Source organism: Prevotella sp. LCP21S3_D2 (genome assembly GCF_052118345.1).
GTDB lineage: Bacteria > Bacteroidota > Bacteroidia > Bacteroidales > Bacteroidaceae > Prevotella.
Genome location: NZ_JBQKHJ010000008.1, coordinates 41,822 through 62,698, shown reverse-complemented (window position 1 = coordinate 62,698; position 20,877 = coordinate 41,822). Strand labels below are relative to the sequence as shown.

Annotated in this window: 9 protein-coding genes; 4 read left to right on the top strand and 5 right to left on the bottom strand. The window is 44.3% G+C overall.

Translation table 11 applies throughout. The features are described from left to right. Positions 1-48 precede the first annotated feature (48 nt). From secA to ACTQ16_RS07295, 3 genes are all read left to right on the top strand, one after another. Positions 49-3,393 carry a preprotein translocase subunit SecA gene (secA, locus tag ACTQ16_RS07305; RefSeq protein ID WP_295346293.1) on the top strand — a complete coding sequence of 1,115 codons (3,345 nt, stop codon included), beginning with the start codon at positions 49-51 and terminating at the stop codon, positions 3,391-3,393. Positions 3,394-3,641: 248 nt separating this feature from the next. Then, the gene (gene feoB / locus ACTQ16_RS07300; RefSeq protein ID WP_441936780.1) at positions 3,642-6,173 is read left to right on the top strand and encodes a ferrous iron transport protein B; all 2,532 of its coding nucleotides are present in this window, start codon (positions 3,642-3,644) and stop codon (positions 6,171-6,173) included. 225 nt (positions 6,174-6,398) lie between these two features. After that, positions 6,399-8,558: a six-hairpin glycosidase gene (locus ACTQ16_RS07295; protein WP_441936779.1), complete on the top strand. Its 2,160-nt coding sequence runs from the start codon at positions 6,399-6,401 to the stop codon at positions 8,556-8,558. A 203-nt stretch (positions 8,559-8,761) separates the two neighbouring features. Here the strand turns inward: ACTQ16_RS07295 and ACTQ16_RS07290 are convergent, their stop codons facing one another. Together ACTQ16_RS07290 and ACTQ16_RS07285 are read right to left on the bottom strand one after the other, a co-directional pair. After that, positions 8,762-9,307 (bottom strand): AAA family ATPase, encoded by a 546-nt coding sequence (locus tag ACTQ16_RS07290; protein ID WP_441931870.1) that lies wholly within the window; start codon positions 9,305-9,307, stop codon positions 8,762-8,764. A 629-nt stretch (positions 9,308-9,936) separates the two neighbouring features. Beyond that, positions 9,937-11,109: an MFS transporter gene (locus tag ACTQ16_RS07285; protein WP_441936777.1), complete on the bottom strand. Its 1,173-nt coding sequence runs from the start codon at positions 11,107-11,109 to the stop codon at positions 9,937-9,939. Positions 11,110-11,268: 159 nt separating this feature from the next. Between ACTQ16_RS07285 and ACTQ16_RS07280 the strand changes: the two genes are divergently transcribed. Further along, positions 11,269-12,135 (top strand): SGNH/GDSL hydrolase family protein, encoded by an 867-nt coding sequence (locus ACTQ16_RS07280; RefSeq protein ID WP_254880947.1) that lies wholly within the window; start codon positions 11,269-11,271, stop codon positions 12,133-12,135. A 1,389-nt stretch (positions 12,136-13,524) separates the two neighbouring features. Here the strand turns inward: ACTQ16_RS07280 and ACTQ16_RS07275 are convergent. From ACTQ16_RS07275 to ACTQ16_RS07265, 3 genes are all read right to left on the bottom strand, one after another. Beyond that, complete coding sequence (locus ACTQ16_RS07275) at positions 13,525-14,445, bottom strand: Rpn family recombination-promoting nuclease/putative transposase (protein ID WP_295345862.1); 921 nt, start codon at positions 14,443-14,445, stop codon at positions 13,525-13,527. A 281-nt stretch (positions 14,446-14,726) separates the two neighbouring features. Beyond that, positions 14,727-17,975 (bottom strand): DEAD/DEAH box helicase family protein, encoded by a 3,249-nt coding sequence (locus tag ACTQ16_RS07270; protein WP_441936776.1) that lies wholly within the window; start codon positions 17,973-17,975, stop codon positions 14,727-14,729. Between the two features lie 8 nt (positions 17,976-17,983). Then, the gene (locus ACTQ16_RS07265) at positions 17,984-20,866 is read right to left on the bottom strand and encodes a DNA methyltransferase (RefSeq protein WP_441936775.1); all 2,883 of its coding nucleotides are present in this window, start codon (positions 20,864-20,866) and stop codon (positions 17,984-17,986) included. Between the last annotated feature and the right edge of the window lie 11 nt (positions 20,867-20,877).

Here is a 20,877-nt window from a genome sequence, read left to right as displayed (position 1 = left end):
TCCTATTCATATATCATACATCGAATAATAATAAAAAATAAATATACAATGAACTTTAACAAAATTCTTCAGTCATTGTTTGGCAACAAGTCAACTCGCGATATGAAGTTGATCCAGCCAATCGTAGAGAAAGTCAAGGCAGAATATCCTAAGATGAATGCCTTGAGCAATGACGAACTCCGTGCAAAAACAAAAGAAATCCAGAAGTACGTACAAGAGTACGCTAAGGAAGAGAAGGCTAAGATTGCCGAACTCAAAGCTAAGATTGAAGACACTCCTATCGATGAGCGTGAAGGTATCTTCAACCAGATTGACAAGTTGGAGCAGGAAGCTCTCGACAAGTATGAAATCGCCCTCAACGAGGTATTGCCTCAGGTGTTCGCTATCGTAAAGGATACCGCCCGCCGTTTCGCAGAGAACGAGGAGACAGTAGTTACTGCTACTGACTTCGACCGCGAACTGGCTTCTGATCCAAAGAACGACTTCGTTACCATCGATGGCGACAAGGCTATCTATCACAACCACTGGACAGCCGGTGGCAACGATATGAAGTGGGAAATGATCCACTACGACGTTCAGCTCTTCGGTGGTGTCGTTCTCCACCAGGGTAAGATTGCCGAGATGGCTACCGGTGAGGGTAAGACTCTCGTAGGTACAACTCCTATCTTCCTGAATGCCCTGACTGGTAATGGTGTTCACGTCGTTACCGTGAACGACTACTTGGCTAAGCGTGACTCTGAGTGGATGGGCCCTCTCTATATGTTCCACGGTCTCTCTGTAGATTGCATCGACAAGCATCGTCCTAACTCTGACGCTCGTCGCAAGGCATATATGGCTGATATCACCTTCGGTACCAACAACGAGTTCGGTTTCGACTACTTGCGTGACAACATGGCTACCAACCCTAGCGATTTGGTACAGCGCCAGCACAACTACGCTATCGTCGATGAGGTTGACTCCGTGTTGATTGATGATGCCCGTACTCCATTGATTATCTCCGGTCCAATTCCAAAGGGCGACGACCAGATGTTCGAGCAGTATCAGCCACTGGTAGAGAAGCTCTACGAGGTACAGCGCAAGCAGGCTACCGAGTTGCTCGCTGAGGCTAAGCAGAAGATTACTGAGGGAACAAAGAACAAGAACCAGCAGATGCTTGAGGAAGGTTTCCTCTCACTCTACCGTTCTTACAAGGCTTTGCCTAAGAACAAGCCATTGATCAAGTACCTCTCTGAAGAAGGTATCAAGGCTGGCTTGCTGAAGACTGAGGAGTACTACATGGCCAACAACAACCGTGAGATGCCTAAGGCTGTAGAACCATTGTACTTCGTTGTTGATGAGAAGTTAAATTCAGCCGACCTTACCGACAAGGGTACAGACTGGCTGGCTAAGCAGGTTAACGACAAGGAACTGTTCGTTTTGCCTGATATCACATCCCAATTGAGTGAATTGGAAGCACGTACAGACCTGGACGACCAGACTCGCCTCGACAAGAAGGATGAGTATCTGGCATACTATGGTGTACAGAGCGAGCGTGTTCACACCTTGCAGCAGCTGCTGAAGGCTTACACCATGTTTAATAAGGACGACGAGTATGTTGTCATGGACGGTCAGGTAAAGATCGTTGACGAGCAGACAGGTCGTATCATGGAAGGTCGCCGTTGGAGCGATGGCTTACACCAGGCTGTTGAGGCTAAGGAACATGTAAAGGTGGAGGCTGCTACCCAGACCTTCGCTACCATCACTCTTCAGAACTACTTCCGTATGTATCACAAGCTCGCCGGTATGACAGGTACGGCAAGCACAGAGGCAGGTGAGTTCTGGGACATCTACAAACTGGATGTAGTGGAGATTCCTACCAACCGTCCTATCCTGCGTAAGGACTTGGATGACCGTGTATACAAGACAGCCCGCGAGAAGTATCGTGCCGTTATCGACGAAATCGAGGAGACACGTAATGCCGGCCGCCCAGTATTGGTAGGTACCACATCTGTGGAGATTTCAGAGTTGTTGAGCAAGATGTTGAAGATGCGCAACATTCCTCATAATGTATTGAACGCCAAGTTGCACCAGCAGGAGGCTCAGATCGTAGCCGAGGCAGGTCGCTCAGTAAATGGTAAGGGTGCCGTAACCATCGCTACCAACATGGCAGGTCGTGGTACCGATATCAAGCTGACTCCTGAGGTAAAGGCTGCTGGTGGTCTTGCCATCATCGGTACAGAGCGTCATGAGAGCCGTCGTGTTGACCGTCAGCTCCGTGGTCGTGCCGGTCGTCAGGGTGACCCAGGTTCTTCAGTATTCTACGTATCATTGGAGGATAAGCTGATGCGTCTGTTCGCTTCAGAGCGTATCGCCAAAGTAATGGACCGTCTCGGTTTCGAGGATGGTGAGCGTATCGAAAGCCCAATGATCAGCAAGAGCATCGAGCGTGCTCAGCGCAAGGTTGAGGAGAATAACTTCGGTATCCGTAAGCACCTCCTGGAGTATGATGACGTGATGAACCGTCAGCGTACCGTTATCTACGAGAAGCGTCGCCATGCCTTGATGGGTGAGCGTATCGGTATGGATATCGCCAACATCATCTGGGACCGTGTATTGAACATCGTCAACAACAACGACTTCACCGGTGCTAAGGAAGAGTTCCTGAAGATTCTTGCTATGGAGATTCCATTCACAGAGGATGAATACGAGAACGGCAGACGCGACGAGCTGGCTGAGCGTGCTTTCCAGGAGGCTATGGCAGTATTCAAGCGCAAGACTGAGCGCATTCAGGCTACAGCCATGCCTATCATCAAGCAGGTTTATGAGAACCAGGGTACTATGTATGAGCGCATCATGGTGCCTATCACAGACGGCAAGCGCATGTACAACATCGCATGCAACCTGAAGGAGGCTTACGAGAGCGAGGCAAAGAGCGTTGTGAAGGAATTCGAGAAGAACGTTGTCCTCCAGATGATTGATGACGACTGGAAGGAGAACCTCCGCAAGCTCGATGAACTCCGCCACTCTGTACAGAACGCAAGCTACGAGCAGAAGGATCCATTGCTGATCTTCAAGTTGGAGAGTGCCAAGATCTGGGACGGCATGATCAACGACATGTACGACCGCATCAGCAGCATCCTGATGCGTGGACAGATTCCAGTAATGGAACAGGAGCAGCAGGTTCAGGAGGCAGCACCAGAGCAGCACACCCAGCAGAACTACGTAGAGAGCAAGGTTGACATCGATGCAGAGCGTGCAGCTCAGGAGGCAGCAGCCAACCAGGATACTCGCGAGAACGCAGAAGTAAACCGCACTCCATACCGTGCAGAGCGCATGCCTCGTCCTAACGATCCATGCCCATGCGGTAGCGGTAAGAAGTTCAAGAACTGCCATGGCAGAAACATGCAGGCATAAAGAATGATTCATAAGAAATGATGATGTTCTCTATATATAATTAAGGTATAGGAACATCCATCATCATAAATAATGATAAGAATACCTAGATTTGATGATACTCTCATCATTTCTAGGTATTTTTATTTTAAATAACACCATTGCTACCGAGTTGCAAATAATTATTAGTATTTTTGCAGTCGAAAAGATAAAAAGCTGGCAATAAAGCCAGTTTTAAAAGAAAACAAAGTTAATTCAAGGAAAGATATATGAAATTATCAGAACTTAAAACAGGTGAAAGCGGCGTCATCGTCAAGGTATCCGGTCACGGTGGATTCCGCAAGAGAGTCATCGAGATGGGATTCATCAAGGGCAAGAAGGTAGATGTCCTGCTCAATGCCCCACTCCAGGACCCTGTGAAATACAAGATTATGGGTTACGAGGTGTCACTCCGCCACAGCGAAGCTGACCATATCGAGGTGGTTTCCATTGATGAAGCCAAGAACGATGCAAAGCTCAGCAAGACGGAAGAAGAAGACCGCCAACAGGTAATTGACTCTAAAGTAGTAGATTCCAACGATAGCGACGAGCCGGCGCTCGGCGACAAGATGCTCGTGGCTGAAAGAAAAGACAATGCCAGCAACGAAGCCTTGGCAGAACAGGAAGCAGAAAGACTCCACCGCGTCATCAACGTGGCACTGGTGGGAAATCCAAACTGCGGAAAGACTTCATTGTTCAACTTCGCATCGGGTGCTCACGAACGTGTGGGCAACTACAGCGGCGTAACCGTGGATGCCAAGGTGGGCGAAGCCGAATACAACGGCTATCACTTCAACCTGGTAGATTTGCCGGGCACCTATTCCCTTTCTGCCTATTCACCGGAAGAGCTTTATGTGCGCAAGCAGCTCATCGAGCATACACCGGATATCGTCATCAACGTTATCGACACCAGCAACCTGGAACGCAACCTCTATCTCACCACCCAGTTGATAGACATGCACATCCGCATGGTCTGTGCCCTCAACATGTTTGATGAAACCGAAAAACGTGGCGATAACATCGACTACGACAAGCTGGGCGAACTCTTCGGTATCTCGATGATTCCTACCGTCTTCACCAACGGTCGAGGCGTGGATAAGCTCTTCGAGACCATCATCGAACTCTACGAAGGCAAGGAAGATTCCAGCGCTCACTATCGCCATATCCACATCAACCACGGACATGAGATAGAGCACGGCATCGAGCATATCCAGAAATATCTGAAGGCAGATGATTCCATCCGCCAGCGCTACTCTACACGTTACCTCTCCATCAAGTTGTTGGAGAATGATAAGCACGCAGAGGAATATGTAAGTCATCTGAAATCGGCCAAGGAAATCTTCTCAGCCCGTGATGAGGCAGCCAAGCGCGTGAAGGAAGAGACCCTGGAGGATAGCGAAACCGCCATCATGGATGCTAAATACGGATTTATCCATGGCGCATTGCAGGAGGCAGGCTACGAACCGGGCAAGGCAAAGGATACCTATCAGGTAACCCACCTCATCGACAGCATCCTGACCAATAAATATGTAGGATTCCCTATCTTCATTCTCCTGCTGTTCATCATGTTCTCAGCCACCTTCGTACTGGGCGAAATCCCTAAGGGATGGATTGAGGACGGCGTGGCATGGCTGGGAGAATTCATCAGCAATACAATGCCGGATGGCCCTGTAAAGGATATGCTGGTAGATGGTGTGATTGGTGGTGTTGGTGCGGTCATCGTATTCCTGCCACAGATTCTGATTCTGTATTTCTTCATCTCTTATATGGAGGATTCGGGATATATGGCTCGTGCCGCCTTCATCATGGACAAGCTGATGCACAAGATGGGCCTGCATGGCAAGTCATTCATTCCGCTGATTATGGGATTCGGATGTAACGTACCTGCGGTAATGGCAACGAGAACCATCGAGAGTCAGCGTTCCCGTCTGATTACGATGCTGATATTGCCATTGATGAGCTGTTCGGCTCGTCTGCCAATCTACATCATGGTCATCGGAACGTTCTTTGCCATCCAATACCGTTCGCTCATCATGGTATCGCTCTATCTCATCGGCATCTTCCTAGCCGTGATATTGAGCCGCATCTTTGCCAGTTTCGTGGTGAAGGGCGAAGATACCCCATTCGTAATGGAGCTGCCTCCTTACCGCTTCCCTACCTGGAAGGCGATAGGCCGCCATACCTGGGAAAAGGGTAAGCAGTACTTGAAGAAGATGGGAGGTATCATCCTAGTGGCAAGTATCATCGTCTGGGCTTTGGGTTACTTCCCTCACAATGAGGAACTTGACAACCAGGCTCAGCAGGAGCAGAGCTATATCGGCAGAATCGGTAAGACCATCGAGCCTATCTTTACCCCACAGGGTTTCGACTGGAAACTGGATGTGGGCTTGGTATCCGGTGTAGGTGCCAAGGAGATTGTAGCCTCAACGATGGGCGTGCTCTACAGCAACAACGACAGTTTCTCTGACGATCAGGATTACAACGATGAAGACGGAAAATATGAGGTTTTGAAGAAGCAGATGACTTCTGACCTGAAGAAGACCTACGGTTATAGCGATGCCGAGGCAGCAGCGAAGGCAACGCTCACCGCCTATTGCTTCCTCCTCTTCGTATTGCTCTACTTCCCTTGCATCGCCACGATAGCCGCCATCAAGGGCGAAACGGGCAGTTGGAAATGGACAGGCTTTGCCGCCGGCTACACCACGCTATTGGCATGGGTAGTATCAGCCCTGGTCTTCCAGATAGGAAGCTTGTTTATATAACAGAACAACATGAAATCAGAAAAAGGGTGTGACTAGTTGATTAGTCACACCCTTTTTATCTGTTGCTCATAAGGATGAAGACCGTTCTTGCCTTCTGGAAAAAGCAGAAGATGCAGAATAGCAGACGATGAATGAAATTAGGCGATAATTGAATGATAATACAGACACAAATCCACAAAAAAGAGTTATTTTTGCAGTCGAATAACATCAAAAGACAAAAGCTATATGAACAAACGAACAGCAACAAACATTTTGAGTTTAAGAACCTCAGCCATCTCATGCCTGATGGCACTGAGTCTCGGCAACAGCTTTGCCCAAGGTATCACATTCCAAACCGATGCAAGCACCGGTGCCATCGCACAACTTGCCATCGACAACGATGCACAGAAGATGAACTGGGTGCTCACGCCAGACGGCAAGCAGTATAAATGGGTAACCGGCAAATACGGCTGGGGCCTCGGTTTTATGACCGTCAACGGACAAAAGCTGGAATGGCAGACTCCTATCAGCCAGAAGGGAGAACCCGTTTATCAGGCAGGCGACATCCGCATCTCCGTAAATAGAACCCTGAAGAATGGTGAACTCTTCGAGGAATACACCTTCAAGAATACAGGTAAGACAGCAGCACAGATTTCTGATTGGGGAATCTATACCCCATGGAATGATAACTATCCTGATGCTGCCACCTGCATGACCAACCGTTGCAATGCTCATATCTGGGCTGGCGATAACGCAGCATATACCTGCGCCATCCGTATGGGTGCTAATGGTATCTTAACAGAGAAAGCCAAGAACAAAAAGGAAAAGGACAAGAATATCACCATAGAAGGCAGCAACGTGGGCTTGATGCTCACCCAAGGTTCCCTGCCAGATTACGAGGAATGGGAGCGCAAGAAAGAGAATGCCAACTCCAACTTCCGTGGTGTCATCGCCATGGATCTGCCTGACATGACCCTGAAAGCAGGAAAATCATACACCATCGCATGGAAGATTTTCGAGCACAAAGGCAAGGAAGATTTCTATCAGAAACTCCTGGCTGCCGGTGGAGCCATCGCCCAAAGCGACAAATATGTATATCAACAGGGCGAAGAGGTGAAGATTTATCTGGAGAAGAACAAGCTGAGATCGCTCTCTGCTACCATCACGGGCAAGGATATGCGCAACGGCAAGATTACTTCTGAGCCAAAAGCCATCAAAACCAGAAAGGATGCCAAGGGTTATTATGCTTATTTCAAGGCAGAAGAACTGGGCGAGCAGCGCATAGACCTTATATATAATAAGGTAGAAAGAACGCATGCCACCATTCTCGTGGTAAGTAGCTATGAGACGTTGATAGATAAGCGTGTGAATTTCATCATCGATCATCAGCAAATGAATGACCCGCAGGATGCCCGATATGGCGCCTACATGGTATATGACAACGAAAAACAAGCCATCTACAAGAATGATGACAAAAGAAAGAGCTACGACTGCGATGAAGGTAGAGAACGTGTGGGTATGGGCATTCTTATTGCCAAATGGTATATGAAACATCCTAGTGAAAAGTTGAAACAATCACTCATCCGCTATGCCAAATTCTATCATGAAAAGTTGCAGACAGAAGATTTCACCACCTATTCCAGAGTAACAAAAGATGGCTGGAACCGCGGTTACAACTATGCGTGGGCAGCCGACTTCTTCTTCCACATGTATGAGATTACTCAAGATAAGCAGTATGCACTCTGGGGATACAAGACGATGCAGGCCCTGTATCATCATACGGGATACGGTTTCTATTGCATTGACATTCCTGTGACCACAGGATTGAAGGCATTAAAAAAAGCAGGAATGATGGCAGAATATAACGATCTCTTGATAGATTTCTCCAAGACAGCAGATGTTTTTATGAGAAACGGCTTGCACTTCCCTAAATCGGAGGTTAATTATGAGCAATCCATCGTTGCCCCAGCCACCCAGTTTCTCTTAGAGATGTACCTTCAGACCAAGGACACTCAATACTTGGAAGGTGCAGAAAAGATGATGCCCCTGGTGGAGAATCTCTGTGGTAACCAACCTGACTATCGTCTCAACGAGATTCCTATCCGTCACTGGGATTGCTACTGGTTTGGCAAGCGCCAGGTATTTGGCGATACCTTCCCACATTACTGGACCTGCATCAATGCCAACGCCTACTACTATTATGCCAAGGCAACAGGCAAAGAACAGTATATGAAGATGGCGAAAGAAATCGTAAGAAACAACCTCTGCAATGTCTTCGAAGACGGAACAGGAAGCTGTGCCTTTGTTTATCCAAAGCGCATCAATGGCGAAAAGGCTCACTTTGCCGATGCCTTTGCCAACGATCAGGATTGGGCACTCGCTTACTATCTGTTAATCAATGAATAGCTTTCTATCTGATAGTAATCGAACAAATGTTCCATCAGATAGTTTAAAGATAAATAATAAAAGACTCTATAAAGAAAAAGTCCGATAAGAGCTACGTCATCATACTCTTATCGGACTTTTGTTTTTTTATAACCAAAGATCAGAACACATAAGCTTTATCTATTCTGACAAAGCAATCATCCGTACCAAACTGGCGTTTCGATTTATCCGACCAATTCGTACGTTCGCCTGTTACCATCACTGTCAAAAAGTATTTTCCTAATGGCATCAAATCCCTTCTGCGCAGCCTCATCATGAATAAAAGCCAACTTATCCATGGCATACTCAGCCTTGCGCACCTTCTCTCTCGTCTCCTCGGAATAAGCCTCACCATAGCGGCGCATGAAACCATCCAGTTTAACGGAACAATAGAAGTCGAAATTGCGCTCCAATGAATCGATATTACCGCTTACCTGCGAGAAGTCGAGAAAAAGCACCTGATACTTGCCCTGCAACTCCGTAGGATGCTGTCCTATCCAGAGATTGCCAAAAAGTGATTGGAACTTAGCGCTTTGATTACAGTCATAGTAAGAGTGGAGCATACTCAAAAATGTGCTCTTGCCAAAGCGACGAGGACGGATGAAGAAGAGATTACGGGGCTGCTTCTCCAACTCGGGTATAAACATCGTCTTATCGACATAATACAAATTCTGCTCCATCACCGTGACAAAATCAGCCACTCCGTATGGTACTTCCTTAACTTTTTCCATATTTTGTTACCTTTCCAAGTGCAAAGATACAACTATTTTTCAAGATACCAAGCTTTTTAAGAAGAAAAAGGCAAATGCCAGTTTACTATCCAGCATTTGCCTCATTACTCGAACTATATCTCGCCTTATATTTACATTACATTATCTTCCTTACTTCCTCTCTCCACTCATCCTGAGGGATACGTGAATAATGCACCTCACCCATCACCGGCACCACTCGCTTGCCATCGAAGATAAGACTATGCTTATCCCATCAGATGCTCTGCTGCGGAATTTGCGCCTGGGCATCCATCGAGCAAATTGTCAGGAACGACATCGCTGCAAATAATGTTTTAGTCTTCATTTCCATTTATAGTGTTTTTGTTATTTTATAGAGTTTTTGTTATTTATGGCAAAATTACAAATTTTAAAGCAATATTTACCTATAATTTTGTACAATAAACATAGATTATCTTCTTATTCATTGTTTTTCGTTGTTTTTTCGGTCACAATAGAATCCATACCAATTATTATCAGCAATATTCCTTGCTTATTTTATTGATAACAAAAAACCGTGGATGCATGGAGCATCCACGGTTTTTTGTATTTTTATTCAGATATTCATCTTGTTTTCAAGATATTCATCTCATTCAAGATATTCTCTTTCCTACCTTTGCGGAAACAAACGCTATCATCAGCCCCAGGCAGGCTGCGATGCTGATGGCAATGCGGAGACCGGTAGCCTCAGCAAGCCATCCGATAACCGGAGGTCCTACCAGGAAACCGAAGAAACTGATGCTCGAAACGATGGTAATGGCGATGCTCGCCTTGATGGTTCCCAATTTTCCGGCGATACTGTAACAGATAGGAACCGACGAAGAGATGCCGAAACCTACCAGCAGGAAACCCAAGGTGGCAGGAATGAGATAAGGCAAGGCAGCAGCCAGCCACAAACCGCCCAATATCAGACCACCACAAACCTTCAATACTCTGGCTGGGCCGTATTTCGTAACAAACCCATCAGCCATGAATCTACCCAACGTCATCGCACCCATACCAGCCACATAGCCCGCACGGATAAAAGCCTCATCGGGTTTTACTACTGATGAAAAATATACACCACTCCAATCGTAAACAGTTCCTTCACAGAACATGCCGGCAAATCCCATCAATCCCAGGAGAAACAGAATCGGGTCAATGGTCTTGAACGAGAACTTAGGAACATCCTCCTCTTCAGCCTTTGCCGTAGCATCATCTACCAGATATCTGAATCCGATAGCGATAATGAGAAGACTCATCACCAAGACTGCTCCAAAGTGAGCCTCTATCGGAAGCAGAGTGTTGGCAAAGACGGCTCCGATGATACCACCCGAAAATCCACCCAAACTCCACAGACCATGAAAAGAAGACATGATGTTGCGCCCATACATCTTCTCCACCAGACAAGCCTGCGTATTGGTAGCGATGTTCATCAGATTTGCCATCATTCCGAAAGCCACCAGAGAAAGAATCAGCTGGAATACCGTACTACTGCTTCCCATACAGAACAACACGAAAGCATAGAGCACCTCAGCAAGCAGAATCATCTTCCTGCTGCCAAACTTGCTCACCAAAACGCCCGAAAAAGCCATCATCAGAAGCTGACCGATGGGAATGGCGAAAAGCACCGTTCCCAGCTGTCCGTTGCTCAAGTGCAACATCTGTTTTACATCAGGAATACGGCTTGCCCAACTGGCAAACACCACTCCCGGCACAAAATAATAAGCCGCAACAGCCACTCGCTTACGGACCAAATCTCCCAAGTGATTCAAACTTACAGTCATCCCTATTAATACCTTTATTTATATATACCTATTTTATTTGCGGCTGCAAAATTACAAAAAAAAGCAGAAAAAAAGCGATATTTGAACAAAAAACATAGCTCGGTATGAGATTTTTGACGTACCTTTGCACTCAGAAAAAGAATTAAAAACAAACTAGCAATGAAGAAACAGACAATGATTACCCTGGCACTCGCCTTGACTTTGGCGATGCCAGCCATGCCCGCCTTCGCCCAGAAGGCTATGAGCAAGAAAGAAATCGCAGAAAAAGAAAAGGCTTTCAAAAACCTTCAGCATCCTTGGAAGGGAAAGAAGGTGGCTTATTTCGGTGATTCCATCACCGATCCAAGAATCAAGGCATCGAAGGTGAAATACTGGGGATTCCTGCAGGATTGGCTCGGCATTACCCCCTACGTTTATGGCGTGAGCGGCAGACAGTGGAACGACATTCCCCGACAGGCTGATCTACTCCAGAAAGAGCATGGCGATGATTTTGATGCCATTCTCATCTTTATGGGAACCAACGATTACAACAACGGTGTGCCTATCGGTGAATGGTACACGGAGACTTTCGACAGCGTAAGAGTAGCCCTTCACAAGCCAAGCGAAATGGTTCAGCGCCGCCACCGCCACTTCTGTATGGACAAGAATACCCTGAAAGGTCGCATCAACATTGCCATGTCGAAGTTGAAGCAGATGTATCCTACCAAGCAAATTGTGGTGATGACTCCTATCCATCGTGCTTACTTTGGAAGCAGCGACAAGAACATCCAGCCCGATGAGATGTACGAGAACGTACGTGGCATCTTCTTCGACGAATATGTGAAGGCAATTAAGGAAGTGGGCAATGTCTGGGCAGTGCCTGTCATCGACCTCAACTCCCTTTCCGGTCTCTTCCCAATCTATGATGCTGGTGCCCAGATGTTCAACAAGCCAGATACCGACCGTCTTCATCCTAATGATGCCGGCCACTCCCGCATGGCGAAGACCATCATGCAGCAGCTCTCTGCATTGCCTTGCGATTTCTAAATATATCGTAAATAATTGCGGGAAGCATCACAAGTACTTGCCCGACTCTACGGGTAAATATGCCCCAAACTACGAGGAAATGTCCCCGTAACTACGAGGAAATATAACCGTAACTACGAGGAAATATAACCGTAACTACGAGGAAATTTGCCCGTAACTATGAGGAAATATAACCGAAGCCTTCGGGCAAAAGTACCCAACGTCTCGGGCACAATTGGGCAATACTTCGGGGCACATTCCTCTAGCTTTGGGGACAGAATCAAGAACGCTTCTGAATGACTTTTCCTGATTTCAGTAGACACTTTTTTACTTTATAAACAAGAAAGGTAGACACTCTCAATTTTATAAAACTGAAATAGTAGACACTCAGAATCAAACGCTTCTGAGTGGCAATAAGTGATATAAATAAGACGTGGCAATAGGTGGCAATAGGTGGCAATAAAAATATGCCTTATTGCCACGCCTTTCTTTCTATATATCAACCACTTATATCAAAGTGTGGCAGAAGTGGCATTATTTTAGGAAAACTTTTTCCTATATATACGATGAAACATAGCCATTAATAACACTGAAAACAACGATAATTTTCCGATTTTGTCTTTTGATTGTGCAGGTCAATGAAATGATATTTATGTCATCTCTGTGTTAGTAGTAACTCGAAAATCTCCAAAATAACCATTTTCAATAAATATCAGAAAAACGCATAATAAAAGGGAATAAATCGTTAAAATGGGTGTCTACTTCCTACGAAGTAGACACCTAAAACATAGGAAGTAGACACTTTGACAGGGGAATGCGCCACCTTTTTTTGATGAAAAACACTATCTTTGTGCCATGAAAGAAATAATAGAAACTATACCAAGGATAGAATTAGCCCTGATCATTATCGGGGTGTTTGTAATCATATTATGTATTATCTTCGGATATGCCATGATACATGAGTACAGGATGTATCTTGAGAATCATTGGAAGGCTCGCTATAGCTTTCGTGACTTCATCAAGAGAGAACGCTTTTATTTCTTTTTGCTGTTGGCATCCATATTTATCTTCCTGACAAACCTCTTGTATTTCCTGGAGTGAGTTTCGGTTAGAATGGATGAATTAGCTTTATGGTGGATACCTGTCTTGTAATTGGAGACAGATTCTTACCTTTACGATAAAAAACAAATGAATGATATGGTAAATTATTTGACAACAAAAAATCGGTTGCTGGTAGCAATACTTGCATTTATTCTTCCTTTTTCTTTTGCGAAAGCAGAAGTAAAAGAAGTATATTCACCCGCACTTCACGGGAAACGACAAGGGTCTATATGCCACGATGAAAAGGTGGCGTATAGACCCTTGATTATATGGTGACATTCGTAATCTACATCTCCGCTTTCTGTTTTTTTATGAATTGCTCAGATTCTTAATGATTTCCAAAGACAGCTGGGTAGCTTTGGCAACCTGTTCGGCAGAAAGTCCCATTGCCAGCAACCGTTGTGCTGTTTCTGTGTTTGCCTCATGTTTGCCTTCTGCTCTACCTTTTTCCATACCTTTCGCCATACCTATTTCTATACCCTCCGTTAGCCCTTCTTGTTTTGCCGTATCAATAGAATTCTTGATATCCCGATATGCCTTCTTACTAGCTTCATACTCCCTCATTTCCTGAGGAGTAAACTTGGCTATCTCGGCTTCCTCGAAGAGGCGGTCGAAGACTTTATCGCACAGTTCTTTAGGGCGCTGGGTAAGCTTGTAGAGGTTCTTCAGTGCATAAAGCCACTTCTCGTAGAGCGTATCCAGTTGTTCCAGCGTTTTGTTGAACTTGGCTATCTCTACATAGATAAACTCCAGCTTATCGTAGAAAATCTTATGGGTAGCAGTATCGCACAACTGCACATGATGGCGGATTTTCTCCTTGTCGAATGCATCCTCGTTCATGCTGAAGTTAAGCAGTGCAACAGTATAGACATGATTGAGCTTGAAATCCCAGTCATTCCCCTTTGGTGCCTGTTCACGGATAGGGAAGGTTGAGTAGAAGAGGGAACGGTCCTTGAAATGCGCCTGGTAGGCATTCTGCATTTCTACGATGAACTTCTCGCCGTTTTCGCCCTCGCAATATACATCAAAGATGGCTCTGCGGTCGGTATAGACATCTCCTACGTGCTCTGGATTCAGATACGATACGTCCTTCACAACCTGTCTGCCATTAAACAAGCTGTTGAGGAAGCAAATTAGCAAATCCTTGTTCATTGCTGTTCCGAAAATTCGCTTGAAACCGAAGTCGGTCAGCAAACTGATATATCTTTCTTCTACCTGCTTCATAATCATCTGTTTTAAATATCCATGCCGCAAAGTTACGACTTTATTTTCATATCTGCAAGGGATTTCTGGGAAAAGTTACGGAAAAAGTTAGGAACCCACATATTTTATGTTATAAGGTAAATATCTGTGTAAATCTGTGACAAGGGTCTATATGCCACGATAAACAGGTGGCGTATAGCCCCTTGACCATGTCTTGATACCCGTTCGGTGGATGACATGGCTGTATGGTGGTTATAAACCCAAGCTAGGCGTGGCAATAGGTGACAATAAAATAGAAAAACTTTTTCCTACATATACTGCAAAATCATATCAACCATCGTTTCCAGATAGCCTTTATCATCCTTAAACAGCACATGATTCTTTTGGAATTCACCTTTTTCAAATGGATTCATCAACCAAAACTCAACCTGCTCCATTGGCGTATTGCTGATAATGAAACTGTTCAACATCAGATGAACGTTGCCCAACTGAGAAGCCACTTCTGTCTGTAAATACTTGAAGAGTTGAATCTTATCATCCTCCAATCCTTTAAGATTGCGAATACCTTTCGGGTCGATGAAGGTGATATATTGCTTCTCTCCATCCAATATCCATAAGATAAAATCAGGATAGAAGTTGTTTGCTTCAAAGAAACCCAACCCCCTCTTACTCTCATTGCGAAGCAGATAAACCTGCTTACCAGCCAGCACATCGTCTTGATGAGCCTTACAATATTCATGGAAAGAAGTAACAAAGTTCTGTTCTCCCAAGTTTAATGCCACAGGAGACACCTTCAACTTTGGCTCACCAGTTACAACATCTACATAAGGACGATTACCATTGACATCTTTCTCTGCAAGGAAAACCAAAGGCTTATACAGATGTTCCTCCACATTCAAAGCCTTGAAATAAGGAGGATCAAGAACTAAGTCTTTACCAAATTCATTGGCCTCCACCTGCTCCTGCAATGTTTTCAAATGATCCACCACATTAAGCAGGTCGTTACGAACCTCTATTTCATATTCATCAGGCATACCTATATTATAATAGGTAACGCGCGTCTCCTTCAGATGCTTTTGCTCTTCCTTCGACTTAGCCTTCTTGTAAGCCATATCCATATAGCCACGGAGCAGACTGATTGTAACATCCTGCCACAACTCCACATTCTTTCCGAAATCATGAAAGTTCAAACGGTCTTCAGGAATTGACAATTCGTACCAGGAAGGATTTGCCATCAGATACTTCAAGTCTTCCAATCGCAATTCCAGATTATACCATCCTCGCTCTGCCTTCATACCCTGCAAGGCAAAAAACACTTCCGTCCAGTCTATCCAATTCAGATGCTCCTGTCCCAAAACACCTATATAGCGACTTGCAGCATTAGCAGTTTGAACATTCTTGCTTCTCAGCAAATCCACCTTTGGATATTTGTCCAGTTTTACATTCACCTTTTTCATCAGGCTTTCATCGGCCGGTTCCACCACGGCAGACTTCTTGAAGTTATAGCCATCCACGACTTTCGGCAATGAAAGATGAAGAGCGTCTAAATCTACTGACTTAATGGTTTTGATAACAATCTTCTCATAGTCTATCTCATTGGTTGGCAAACCTTCATCCTCCAAATATGCCTTGAAGGCTTCCATATAATCAGCCCGCACGCCAAAGATATTCAGAGTCTCTATGGTTGACAAATTCTTTGGAATCATCTCGTCCTGATAGCAGGCATCCAGCATCTTGCTTCGCTTCAGGGAATATCTGTATCCCTTCAGACGAACGCCACGACCAAAAAGCTGAATAATCTCAGAACCTTCGCTGCGTCCCACATTCATCAGACCCATCACGGAAACTCGCCAACTGCTCCATCCCTCAGTAAACTTCTTGGATCCAATCAGGATGTTAACGGTTGAATCTTGAGAATTGATATTATTGAAGAGGCTGGAAGTTCCGAATGCTTTCGTTTCGCAAAGGAATCCTTTATCCTGCAAGAGTTTCAGCAATTCCTTACCATCACCCACATTGATGACGCCGAAATAATCCTTAGCACTTCCTACTCTCAAACCAATCTCCTCAAAACCTCCTTTTTGAAGGTCGATATGAAGTTGGGCACCATGGATATTGGAGTGGAAAAGATTCCGCAGGATAGCATCGTATATGTTCTCGGCAAACTTCTGTTTGTCATCTTCTACGAGATAACCACCTTTAAGCGCCAGGAAAGAGTTGCCAAATACAGAATAACCATTCTTTGTTTTCAATCCATCTTCCGAACTGAGCAAGCGACGGATATAACCTGAAAACTCTGTACGATTCCGGATAAAATCCTGCAAGAACAAGAGAATCTGAGTTACATCCGATACCTGATTTTTATTTTCCTTGCTCACAGCCTTTACGCTACTTCCCACAAATATTCCCAAAGGCTTCTCCACCAGAAACCTGTTATGAATCCGCACATCACTCTGATAGATTTTAGTCTGTTCATAAAGACATAGCAAATATGCCGTAAGATACATATTGAGCAGATCATCATCATTCCAGTCGTTCATATTCATGATACGGTAATCCTTGCCATATCCATCGGCATAGAAATAACGATAGGAATAATCAAAAAGTGTTGCCTTACCATATTGGTCGAACATCGCCTTCCGGTCTTTGGCATTACTTTTTGCAGAAATGGCTTGACCAAAGGTAGCGGAATACTCAAAGGAGAAGCCTTCCTCGGTCAACTTCTGGCGATACCCCATCCAGACATCGCCACTGGAACCTTTGTGACCTTCATCAACCAATACCAGGTTGTTGCCCTCGAAAGCCTCAACTGCTACCGTTTTATCTCCATCCTTATCTGCCAATTTATTGATGTCGATGATTTCTACAGCCTTGCCTTGAAACAAACCACCAACACCCTGCTTACTGAACATAGCAACATCCATATTAGAAGCCTTCAACTCTTCATAATGCTGACGGCTCAATCCTTCATTCGGAGTCAATACGATGATGCGGTTGAGTTTTTTGGCATGATGAATCCTGGCATACTCCTGATATTGCTTGATGTTGACATGCATCAGCAGAGTCTTGCCCGAACCTGTTGCATTCCAATAAGCCAACTTATTCAAGTCATCAACCGTAAAGTCGGGCAACTCATGCCAAGTCTCTGCACGATGATTGAAGTCATCATGCAGAAAACGATTCAGGTTGTCGCAAAGTGCCTGCGAATTACTGAAATACTGGTCGAGATAGATTTCCGTGAACAAGAGGGATAGATACTGGAAGTACTTCCACTTGATAGGTCCACTTCGCTTCTCGTTAATCTCATCAGTAAACTTCACGATATGCTGGTCGTAAAAGTACAACTGTTCTATGGACAAAGGACCTGTTGCATAGAGCTTATGACAAAGCTCATGATAGAGTTTTGACTCGTGGTCATCATTCAATCCTTCGTATGCAGGATCCTTGAGGTCACGAGACAAAGCCTCCAAGTCCTTACAGCCAAACAGCTGCAAGATATAATGAAACAGGACCAGTGCCTGCTGCAGTTTTCCTTTCTTCTGTATTTTCTTAGCCATAATAAGACCTATTCAAACATTCTTTTCTTAAATTCTTCCTCAATGAGTACTACTTTCCAATGCTCCTCATCCGTCTTGATATTCGGTAATGTATTATCACCATTTACATAAATCTTATCGAACTCTGAGTCTGTGGTGCAGTAGGCTTGCTTACGGAAGAATTCATTCAAGTCTTCGTTGCTCACCTTGTTGCAGTTTCTCCAAATCACGAGAGTTCGCTCATTGCCGATATGAGTAGTTCCTTCCACCACACAGTAGCCATCCTTAGGATAACGGAGCGTCTCTACATTCAGACCGATAAGGTAGTTGAAGGTTTCCACCATATCAACATGGGTATCTACCAACTCATTATCCTTGGTTGTCTTGATAGACATGGCAAACGGATTCTTAAACCATTCCAGGTTGAAGAGATCTCCCTTGGTTTCTGTATCGAGCATATAACGGAGGAAATAGGTTTCCTCGAAATCTCCCTTGCCATTCTCGTTATCGAAATCGATTCGCTGGTTCTTCGGCTGCAAGTTATTTAGGGTATCCTCGTATTGCTCCAGGCGGATGTACTTGAAGCATTGAGAAATGCCTTTACGGGAAACAGGCTTGTCTAATTTCCATTCAGAAGAATAGATAACATTTTCTGCTCGTCGTAACGTCTTCTCATTAAAATATGAATAGTCACTTTGAATAGCTATATACTTATGGCTAGACTTTGAATTTAAACAAGCATGAACAATAGTAGCAGATCCCGCAAAAATATCAAGAATATAATCGCCATCATTAGAAAGCATTTTAATTAATCTTTCAAATAACTTAACTGGCTTTTTTCCATTAGGAAGTTGAACTCCACCCTCATTATGCACATTGTTAATACCTATGTCGGTCCAAATATCTCCTTTAGGTTGGACTGGCATAAGATGCTCTTCAAAAGGTTTCATATAAGATGAGGCAAACAACACATCTTCACCATTTAGAATATATTTTTGCAGTCCTTGCGCTGTTGTAATTCTTCTAACTAAACCATCTTTGGGGGTATTTGCAACAGCATCATCTACAGCGGTTCTAAAGATACAAGAAGCATTATCTATTCTAAATTTGTCAAAACTAGCTTTATCATTACAGTCCACTCCAAACTCTTTAGCTTTTGCACGGACTGTAGTTTTTGTCCAATCTTTAGGATTATCAGAATTATTAAATTCCATCCAAGATACATAACGACTAAAAACATCATCCCAACTACAAGGTTCATATATAGGATTCAATGTAGATTCACTCCCTTTTGTTGCAGTAACTATTTGTTCTTTTATCTTTGGTATTTTTTTGTCAATATGTGACATCTTCATTCCACTAAGATGCGACATCTTTACGCAAATTTGGTTAATATTGCTCCAATCTTGCATTGACATCATATTCACTAAATTATATAATTCAATATCATTTATGTTAAGAGAAATCCATGCGTTATCTCGCATCAAAGAGTATGAAAGTTTTAATCTTTCTGACATTAAAGACAACCAAGAGGAATCGGCGTAATTGTCTTTATACAAGAAATCGTCACCACCTGTATTGTATGGAGGATCGGTAATAACTGCACCTATTTTTCCTCTATACTTCTCCTGCAACAATTCCAAAGCCTGGAAGTTCTCACTATTAATCAGCAATCCATTACACTCCTCATCTACTTTCTCCATACTTCCCACAAGTTTATGCTTGAACTCGCTACTAAAGAACTTAGTGTCAAGCACAAGGAACGGATTGTCGTCCAGGAACTTTTCTATTAATGGCTCACTATAGCCCTCGGTCATCATATCCCCTTTGATTTCATCGATGGCAAAGAGGCGAACCCATTCTTTACGCTGCTCATCATTAGCAATAATCTCTGGGTAAAGGGTACGAGGAATTCGGTCGAGTGTGATACAATAATCACAACCGACTACAAACTTTTTCTTGAGCCACAACTTCTTTTGGAAATCTTCGAGCTGGGCAAGGAAGGTGATAATCTTCTCTCCTACCTGCTTGATGGCTTTCACTTGTGCCAAATGCTCCATGATATGAGTGGCATCCAAATCATCCAAGAACATCACCTCGTTTTTGATATAGAAATCAAGTTCTCTACGAAGGAAACCGCCCAAGTCTTTGTGGATGAAATAATCAAAGTTGTTCTTTGCCGTATAGTCTTGCAGATGCTTCATCAGCAAAGTGCGTTCCTTATTCTTTTCTGTTGGCACCTTTTCATTGACCAACCCTGCAAAGTCGGCATATTTTTCTTCTGCAAACGAAGAAATAATCTTAGCCTCAGCATCCTTGATAAGTGCATCCTGCTTGGTAGTCTTCGGCATCAGCTCATAAGTAAAGAAGATGTTTAGCTCACCATCTTCCTCTGCGATACAGTCCTCTTCACAAAGTTGGAAACGGCGCTCCATATTGTTGGCTGCCTTGTTGTTGTTCTGCTCTGTATCCGCATCACGAAGAACAAAGTGTACCTTACGACGGCTGGTCGGCAACACGAACGAGTAATTCTTGAAATACTCAGAAGTCTTGATGTAATACTGGTCGGCATTTGCCCAATACAATTTCACTTCCTCACCGCTATAAGGAATGGCATAGGCATCGTCCTTATAGCGACGTTTAGAGATAAAATCGCCACCCTCATAATAACGGCTAAAGAATTTAGCCAAATGAGAAAACACCTCATTCTCCATGGCAGAAATATCAGTTCCTGCAGCAGTTTGAGCCTTCAATATCTTTGTAACTTCAGGAACAAGGCGATTGTTCAAGAACGCCTCGATATCCTTACGCTTCTGATTCATAATGCGATATATACCAAAGTCGAGTTCGGCTTGGTCGAGTTGCAGTATTTCTGCAAGTATATCTCTAAATTTCTGTTCGTATTGTGTCATTGTTTATTTCT

Coding starts and splice junctions, on each gene's coding strand:
- secA (WP_295346293.1), top strand. CDS start 49: ATGAACTTTAACAAAATTCTTCAGTCATTGTTTGGCAACAAGTCAACT.
- feoB (WP_441936780.1), top strand. CDS start 3,642: ATGAAATTATCAGAACTTAAAACAGGTGAAAGCGGCGTCATCGTCAAG.
- ACTQ16_RS07295 (WP_441936779.1), top strand. CDS start 6,399: ATGAACAAACGAACAGCAACAAACATTTTGAGTTTAAGAACCTCAGCC.
- ACTQ16_RS07290 (WP_441931870.1), bottom strand. CDS start 9,307: ATGGAAAAAGTTAAGGAAGTACCATACGGAGTGGCTGATTTTGTCACG.
- ACTQ16_RS07285 (WP_441936777.1), bottom strand. CDS start 11,109: ATGACTGTAAGTTTGAATCACTTGGGAGATTTGGTCCGTAAGCGAGTG.
- ACTQ16_RS07280 (WP_254880947.1), top strand. CDS start 11,269: ATGAAGAAACAGACAATGATTACCCTGGCACTCGCCTTGACTTTGGCG.
- ACTQ16_RS07275 (WP_295345862.1), bottom strand. CDS start 14,445: ATGATTATGAAGCAGGTAGAAGAAAGATATATCAGTTTGCTGACCGAC.
- ACTQ16_RS07270 (WP_441936776.1), bottom strand. CDS start 17,975: ATGGCTAAGAAAATACAGAAGAAAGGAAAACTGCAGCAGGCACTGGTC.
- ACTQ16_RS07265 (WP_441936775.1), bottom strand. CDS start 20,866: ATGACACAATACGAACAGAAATTTAGAGATATACTTGCAGAAATACTG.